Raw genomic sequence first — 6,660 nt, forward strand, 5'->3', positions numbered from 1 at the left:
CAGGCCCCTATCTTTAATAGTCAAAACCCTTAATTTTCATTTTTCAGCATTATAACCCTGATTTTTCATTTTACATAAATTCTTTTTTTAGTAACAATGATATATTCTTTTCACAATAATCTATTGTGTTCCAATTAGATCTTTGAATGCGTTCATGGGTACTCTGATAAGTAATATTTAATAGCTTTCCAACCTTTTTAAGATTTTTATTTTTATAATAAAGCTGAATCGCTTCCCATTGTTTTATTGACCAATTGTCCATTATTTTATCAATCAAACTATATATAGTATTCAAATAAATATTCATGTTTTCATCTTCAGTAATAAATCTGGTCAAAGGCTTATCTTCATCTTTTATTTCCTCTAAAATATCCCTCACTTTATTAAATAGTGGACCATTTTTATCCCAAGAATTTTCGGTCTTCTCTACATTTTTTATCTCTCCGATGCCCACTGCTATTCTAAGGGCAAAGGGATGACATCTATATCTTAAATGTCTAAGTACCATTGGAATACAATAGACTTCATTACATATAGCTTGAATCTCATCTCCCCTTGAAATCTTAAATGGTGTTAAAAGACAATCTGAATCCATTTCTTTTATTCTATTATAAAATCTATTATCAAAATCTTCATAGTCCCTTGAACCTATTACATCAGCTGTTATAACTGCATAATTAGTAATCATAATCACTCCTTTACATATAAATTACTTTTTATTCGCCATTGATATTATATCATATTTTGTAAATATTTTACTTAAATAATATATGTGTTATCTACCAATATATTTACTATAAAATAAGCCATCTAGGATATAAACTGATTTTATATCTACCAGATGACTTATTAATATACCTATTATTTATTTCATTTTTTATGTGTTATATATTATATCAACCGCATTTAGAATATCCACAGCTTCTACATATCATACATCCACCTTCATGTTCTACTTTATTACCACATTCAGGGCATATACTGACATCTTCCACTATTTCATCACAATCTTCTGCATCACAACTACTGCATCCATTCCCATGGGGGATTTGCACCTCTTCTTCTACTTCTCTTATTATATCAGTAACAGCAGTATCCTCTATCTCTACTTTAGTATTTACTGCCCTTTCCAATGCCTTACCTATAGCATCAGGACATGACAACACTTTTATATCCTTATTATTTGCCTTTTGTCTTAATGTAGAATGACATCTAATACCTTTTAACTGTTCTATAATATATTTGATATCTATTCCTGCCCTTAAAGCTATGGATATAAGCCTACTGGTGGCCTCACTTTGACTTGGACATCCACCTGCTCTTCCTAAATTAGTAAATACTTCACAAACATCATTTTCATCATGATTTACTGTTATATATAAATTCCCACAACCAATCCTTACCTTTTCAGTAATCCCTGTAGTCATTTCTGGTCTAGTCCTTGGCTTTATTTTCTTATTGATTCTTTCATCACTAGTTACTACCTTTTCTTCTTTAGAAGTTGTGCTCAACACTTGATTTTCCCTACTGCCATCTCTATATATGGTTACTCCCTTACATCCAAGTTTATATGCCAACATATAGGTTTCCATTACATCTTCCCTTGTGGCTTCCTTTTTAAAGTTTACTGTCTTAGATACTGCATTATCTACATGTTCTTGGAATGATGCCTGCATCTTTATATGCCACTCTGGTAATATATCATGGGAAGTTACAAATATATTTTTAATATCTTCAGGAATTCCATCTATATGGGCTATACTTCCTTCTTTAGCTATGTTCTCCATGAGCTCCTTTGAGTAAATACCCCTTTGCCTTGTTAACTCTTCAAAATAACCATGTACCTCTAATAATTTATCATTGTCCATTACATTTCTTACATATGATATTGCAAATAAAGGTTCTACTCCACTACTAACACCTGCTATTATACTTATAGTACCTGTTGGAGCTATTGTAGTTCTTGTAGCATTTCTAACTTTAATTCCTTTATCTTTATATATACTATCTTTAAATGCTGGAAACACGCCTCTTTTTTGAGCAAGTTCTATGGATTTTTCCATCGCCCTCTCATCAATAAATTTCATTAATTTATGACCAAAGTCTACACCTTCATCGGAGTCATATTTTAGACCTAAATAAAATAACATATCGGCAAATCCCATTACTCCTAGTCCTATTTTTCTTGTGGATTTGGTCATATCCTCTATCTGTTTAAGGGGATATTTATTCACATCTATAACATTATCCAAGAAATGTACTGCTGTATCCACCACACTGCCTAATTTATCATAATCTACTTGATATTTACCATTTTCTTCTTTCAACATCTTGACCAAATTTATTGAACCAAGATTACACGATTCATAAGGTAATAAAGGTTGTTCTCCACATGGATTAGTACTCTCAATTTCTCCTAGTCCTGGCGTAGGATTATCATTATTAAGTCTATCTAAGAATATAATTCCTGGTTCCCCATTATTCCATGCCATATCTACTATATAATCAAATACTTCTTTGGCATTTAATTTTCCCTTTACTTCTTTTGTATGGGGATCTACTAATTCGTAGTCCTCTTCTTTCTCTACTGAATTCATAAATTCCTCTGTCATTCCCACACTTATATTAAAATTAGTTATTTCAGCAGTATCTTCTTTACATGATATAAAATTCATTATGTCTGGGTGATCTATTCTTAAAATACCCATATTAGCTCCCCTTCTAGTTCCTCCCTGCTTTACAGCCTCTGTAGCAGAGTTGAATACCTTCATAAAGCTAATAGGACCTGAAGCCACCCCTCCTGTAGATTTTACAGTGGAGCCCTTATGTCTCAATCTAGAAAAACTAAACCCTGTGCCGCCACCACTCTTATGTATAAGGGCTGCATTTTTTATAGCATCAAATATACCTTCCATGGAATCTTCTACAGGAAGTACAAAACAAGCTGATAATTGTCCTAAATCTCTACCTGCATTCATTAATGTAGGTGAGTTAGGTAAAAATTCTAATTTATCGATCACATTATAAAACTCTTTTTCTGTTTTGGCTATATTGGCTTTTTCATCATAAAATCTATCTGCTTGGGCAACATGCTTGGCTACCCTTTTTACCATATCTTCTGGTGTTTCTATTACTTCCCCCGATAAATTTTTGGCTAAATACCTTCTTTCCAATACCTTCAGCGCATTCTCATTTATCTCCATTACAAAACCTCCATAATCAATATTTAGTGCATCTATTCTTTTAGATGCACAACATATTGTATCATCCATGGAGGTTCCTGTCAAAAACATCATCAGTCTAATTTTATAATTATATTAAAATACTATTATATATCACATATTTTTATCATATTTCCTACCAAAATAATATACTAAAATTATCCTCTAGGAACTCAGATTGTTAATAAACATAAAATAAGTTAGTAGTTAATAGATAGTAGCTATTAGTCTAATAATAAAATCCATAGGATTTCAACTATCAACTACAAACTACTAGCTACGAACTACCAACTTTTTTCATAACTCTGTCATTGATCTTACAAACTTATAACCTTATAAGTCTAAAATACTATTCTTTCAATAATGCCCCTTCAGTATATCTATTAGAAGCACTCCATAAAATCCATTCCTCTAACCCCGCATCATAAGTAGCCTTTATCTGTGCCCTTACCTGCTTAGGTCCATATGTTACATAATGTTTACCATAATCTCTTTTGAGCCATGGAGCTGAAAAATCTTGAAGCCACGGTCTTAATATAGCCTTTCTGCCATCTGCATCTATTTTATCAATTCTTTCTTTAGCCCTAGACATACTTGTATTGACTATCTTATAAGGATTAGTATCAGGATAAGGCACTCCATAACTTCCTAAGGCATAATGGGATGGATAGACCATTGGGCATAAAATATCTGTACTTGTGGTCAATGTTTCCAAATGTTGACCTATATCCATATCCCCTTTAACTGTAGTAACTAACCCAAATACATCTGCTGATACATACACCCCCATAGGTTCCAATCTTTCTCTAGCATATGATAGAAATTCTGCTATTACCTCTTCTTTACTTTTATTTTTAGCCGCTTGTCCATAGTCTATTAACGCCCTATTACCATCAGTTGGAAATCTAACATAATCAAATTGTATCTCTTTAAAACCTTTTAAAGCTGCCTCCTCTGCCAGTTTTATAGGGTATTCCCATGAGGCCTTATTATAAGGATTTAACCAAGCATTCCCATTATTATCCTTCCACACAGAACCATTTTTAGATTTAATGGTTAAATCTGGTCTTTTGGAACCAGCCAATCTATCTTTAAACGTAACTATTCTAGCTATAGGATATACACCACTGTCTATGACTTGTTTCATCTTCTCATCAAAATTTTTAGCTTTAATTATCTCGTTTGCACCTATCTCCTCAGCCATATCCACATAAGATTTATATGTCAATATGCCTTTATCATCTTTTACATCAATTACCATAGCATTTAATTCAGTAGTATTTACTAGGTCCATTAATTTGGTGAATCTAGGATTATACCCCACTGTATTGCCAGTAAGATATATCCCTTTTACCTTTACCTTTTCTTTGTAAGGAGTCCTATCTAAATGAGGTTGACTTATATAGTCTTTAGTATATATGGCTCCTTGAATTTTATCATCAGTATCAGCATCTATATTATCAGTTACAGACTGAGTTTTATTGATATTAATAATATCAAACTTATTCATAACAAATATTGAAATAATTATTAATGGAATTACAAACAATAATATCTTTTTCCTCAAAATTTTCAGCTCCTCATATGTTTTTTGCTTGTTCAATATTATAGCAGTCTATATAGACTGCTATAATATTATATCTAAAATATCTTTTAATGTTTCTTCTGCATACTCCCCTTTTTTATACTTTCTTTTAGCTACTATTATATTTGGTTGATTACCAAATGCAACTATATTCTTTATTTTTTTAGGGTGTTCTACAAAACTACCTAATTCATTACAATTTTTATCAAAGAAAATAAATGTAGGTATCTTTACAACATCTGTCTTTAGATATGCCTTAAAAAATTCTTCATTTCCATCTCTTTTAACTATGGAAATTTCTATGTTTCTATTATAAGTCCTCATTTTCTCTATAATTGGTACATTAATCATACAATCTGGGCACCATATCTCTGCACAAATCAAGACCTTTATCTTTTTATTAATCTCTTTTATTCTATCTATTAAGCTAGGATTAAATTCTATATTTCTATATATTTCTAATGTCTTTTCTCTATAGGTATCACTATCTCGATTAACAAAATCTTCAAAACTGATCCCTGAATTGTAAAGACCTTTTATATCCATTTATCCTCCCCCTTGTTTAGATAAACCCCTTTATTCCTTATATTTAATTTTATGATCCGATATTATAAATTATAATATATATATTACCCTTTTACAACACAATATCTATTGGTTAAAATTGTTGTTTTTTCCTTCATCGTAAGCACATAATAGCAGCCATCCTCCCTGTTTGCCCATTATCACCTCTATATGAGAAAAACAATTCACTATTGCATTTCGTACAAATATTACTAATAGTTATATTTTCCTTTGGCACTCCTGCCTCTATTAACACTAATTCATTTATCTTCCATAAATCAATAGTATATTTATACCCTTTATCATTGACCTTATCAATAAATTTACTAATATCTTTAAATCCCTTTTTAAATTCTTCAACTACAGGTTCATCTACCTCAAAACAACATCCGCCTATGGATGGACCTATACCTATCAAGCAGTCACAAGGATCAGTATTATAGACTTCAACCATTTTTTCTATAACCTTTTTTCCTATCTTCTTCACTGTTCCCCGCCATCCTGCATGGGCTAATGCTATAACTTCATTTTTTTTATCAAGGAAGAATAAAGGCACACAATCAGCATAAAAAGTAACTAGGGTTACACCCTTTTTATTAGTAATTAATCCATCTATATCTTTTATATTATCTTTATCACTTTTTTTGTCTACAATATATATTTTGTCACTGTGAACTTGATCAGAAAAAATCAAACTGTCTTTTTTAAATTTTAAAGTATTACATAGTATATTATAGTTTTCATTAATGTTTTCATAAGTATCTTCTGTATTTAAACCTAGATTTAAGCTACTATAATATCCTTTGCTTACTCCTTTCCTTCTTGTTGTAAAAAAGACTTTTACTATATTAGTTTCATCAAATGAAGGTATGGTAAAATAAGTTAAATTTTCTTTTTCCCACATCGTAAAATTCCAATCATACATTTTATTATTCTCCCCCTTCAAATTATATAAAAAAGACACCTTCATTCATTGAAGATGTCTTTTGGTATCCAGCGACGACCTACTCTCCCATAAGCATAAGTAGGCAATCCAAATCTTTGATTTGGTTTTGGTCACTTAGTTTCTTTATCAGTGAACCCAAATCTTCTTTGTGATTTGGTGTGAATCGCTTAGTCTGACTTATCTACTTAATTTTTATTGACTATCTTATCCAGAAAATAAAAAAATCCAGCGACGACCTACTCTCCCAAGGCGTTACCGCCTAAGTACCATCAGCGCTGAAGGGCTTAACTTCTGTGTTCGGAATGGAAACAGGTGTATCCCCTTCGCCATTGTCACTGGATTTA

At 31.4% G+C, this 6,660-nt stretch carries 5 protein-coding genes and 1 rRNA gene; all 6 read right to left on the minus strand.

What is annotated here, in order from left to right:
* Positions 1–70: 70 nt before the first annotated feature.
* The 6 genes from Q326_RS0112335 to rrf all read right to left on the minus strand — a co-directional run bounded on the left by Q326_RS0112335 (position 71) and on the right by rrf (position 6,656).
* The gene (locus Q326_RS0112335; protein ID WP_026895675.1) at positions 71–688 is read right to left on the minus strand and encodes a SatD family protein; all 618 of its coding nucleotides are present in this window, start codon (positions 686–688) and stop codon (positions 71–73) included.
* 208 nt (positions 689–896) lie between these two features.
* Complete coding sequence (locus tag Q326_RS0112340) at positions 897–3,272, minus strand: vitamin B12-dependent ribonucleotide reductase (protein ID WP_250160343.1); 2,376 nt, start codon at positions 3,270–3,272, stop codon at positions 897–899.
* Between the two features lie 298 nt (positions 3,273–3,570).
* Positions 3,571–4,788 (minus strand): putative glycoside hydrolase, encoded by a 1,218-nt coding sequence (locus tag Q326_RS17310; RefSeq protein WP_245592107.1) that lies wholly within the window; start codon positions 4,786–4,788, stop codon positions 3,571–3,573.
* A 60-nt stretch (positions 4,789–4,848) separates the two neighbouring features.
* Positions 4,849–5,352 (minus strand): thioredoxin family protein, encoded by a 504-nt coding sequence (locus Q326_RS0112350; RefSeq protein ID WP_026895677.1) that lies wholly within the window; start codon positions 5,350–5,352, stop codon positions 4,849–4,851.
* Positions 5,353–5,485: 133 nt separating this feature from the next.
* Positions 5,486–6,295, minus strand: a complete 810-nt coding sequence (gene pgeF / locus Q326_RS0112355) for a peptidoglycan editing factor PgeF (RefSeq protein WP_026895678.1) — start codon at positions 6,293–6,295, stop codon at positions 5,486–5,488.
* A 244-nt stretch (positions 6,296–6,539) separates the two neighbouring features.
* A 5S ribosomal RNA gene (gene rrf, locus Q326_RS0112360) occupies positions 6,540–6,656 on the minus strand.
* Positions 6,657–6,660: the final 4 nt, after the last annotated feature.

Origin of the sequence: Clostridiisalibacter paucivorans DSM 22131, assembly GCF_000620125.1 — a bacterium.
Classification (GTDB): Bacteria; Bacillota; Clostridia; order Tissierellales; family Clostridiisalibacteraceae; genus Clostridiisalibacter; species Clostridiisalibacter paucivorans.

Bases quoted from the DNA above. Each gene is read 5' to 3' on its own strand.
- Q326_RS0112335 (WP_026895675.1), bottom strand. From the start codon at position 688: ATGATTACTAATTATGCAGTTATAACAGCTGATGTAATAGGTTCAAGG.
- Q326_RS0112340 (WP_250160343.1), bottom strand. From the start codon at position 3,272: ATGGATGATACAATATGTTGTGCATCTAAAAGAATAGATGCACTAAAT.
- Q326_RS0112350 (WP_026895677.1), bottom strand. From the start codon at position 5,352: ATGGATATAAAAGGTCTTTACAATTCAGGGATCAGTTTTGAAGATTTT.
- pgeF (WP_026895678.1), bottom strand. From the start codon at position 6,295: ATGTATGATTGGAATTTTACGATGTGGGAAAAAGAAAATTTAACTTAT.